The sequence below is a fragment of the Microcystis sp. LE19-10.1B genome (assembly GCF_027530565.1).
Classification (GTDB): domain Bacteria; phylum Cyanobacteriota; class Cyanobacteriia; order Cyanobacteriales; family Microcystaceae; genus Microcystis; species Microcystis aeruginosa.
This window is the reverse complement of record NZ_JAPZQM010000571.1, coordinates 1-1,051: the sequence shown is the minus strand read 5'-3', so window position 1 is coordinate 1,051 and position 1,051 is coordinate 1. Positions and strand designations below refer to the sequence as shown.

The 1,051-nt window shown below is 44.3% G+C and carries 2 protein-coding genes; both read right to left on the bottom strand.

Annotated elements, in window-relative coordinates:
* Window positions 1–257: 257 nt before the first annotated feature.
* Window positions 258–407 carry a type II toxin-antitoxin system HicA family toxin gene (locus tag O9332_RS20750; RefSeq protein ID WP_288027202.1) on the bottom strand — a complete coding sequence of 50 codons (150 nt, stop codon included), beginning with the start codon at window positions 405–407 and terminating at the stop codon, window positions 258–260.
* Complete coding sequence (locus O9332_RS20745) at window positions 404–670, bottom strand: type II toxin-antitoxin system HicB family antitoxin (RefSeq protein ID WP_004159412.1); 267 nt, start codon at window positions 668–670, stop codon at window positions 404–406. The genes O9332_RS20750 and O9332_RS20745 overlap by 4 nt, the downstream gene beginning before the upstream one ends.
* Window positions 671–1,051: the final 381 nt, after the last annotated feature.

The window sequence follows — 1,051 nt, the reverse complement described above, 5'->3', positions numbered from 1 at the left end:
AACCCTTACACAGAAAGACATTGCTTCGATTTTGGCTAATTGTTTTCTATCTAGAACGAGCTAATCAATTGAGTCTCTTGCCCTATAAGGATTTAGTCGATTTATGCCCCCTGATCGAATCATACCAAGTAACGAAGAACCATTATTGCCGACCAATAAAAAAACAATTTTGAGGCAGAATGATAAAGTAGCTCATGTGATCAGAGCGATCGCCGCTTGTGTTCAAGGTTCTGGTATGTCCAACTGACGAAAAATTCTCACAGCCATCCCTCGACATCGAGAAATTGTCGAGGGATGGCTGTACGCCGACCATTGGGTGGCTTTTCCCAGATGGAATGTTCACTTCCTTCTCGTACCAATTGACAACCCTGTTGACTGAGATAACGCAACAAATCTCGACGCTTCATGAGGCGATCGAAGTCGGTACAATTTGGACATGGGTTGATGCAGAAAAGATTAGATAAATTGGTTCTTCTAAATCCGCTTCTGGGTCTGTTAACAACGCATTAGGCAAGGGTAAAGATTCCCCCCTAGATATATTAACTTCTGCCATGTCCACCAGCGCACTGGCTAAGGAACGGCGTACTGTTGCTAGATCATTTCCCCAGGAAATCACGCCAGGGAAATCCAAGACTTCTCCATGGACTCCTTGTTCCAGAAATTTATACATTGCTTTGTAGGTAAGCGTCCAATTTATGCTCCTTTCTTTCAGCGAATTTTTTGATTAATCGTAAAATGTAGGGTGCGTTAGGCGGCTACCAATTCGGTCAAAAAACCAAAATTAACAAGCCGCCGTAACGCACCGATCGTATCATTAATTGTACCTAATCTAAAACAGGCTTCTAGCCTGTTCCACGGGAAGATGGCCTCGGGGGGATATTGGTTGATAGATAAGGTCTGCTGAAAAAGTTTGTTGGTGGGGGCAGGGTGTGGGGTGTGGGGTGTGGGGTGTAGGGTTTTACCGATTTTGAGGTAGTCAGTTACCTAATTTTCAGGGAAAAAGTACCTGAATTTTACCCCCGATCCCTCCAATGGTCGGCACTTTTTGAGG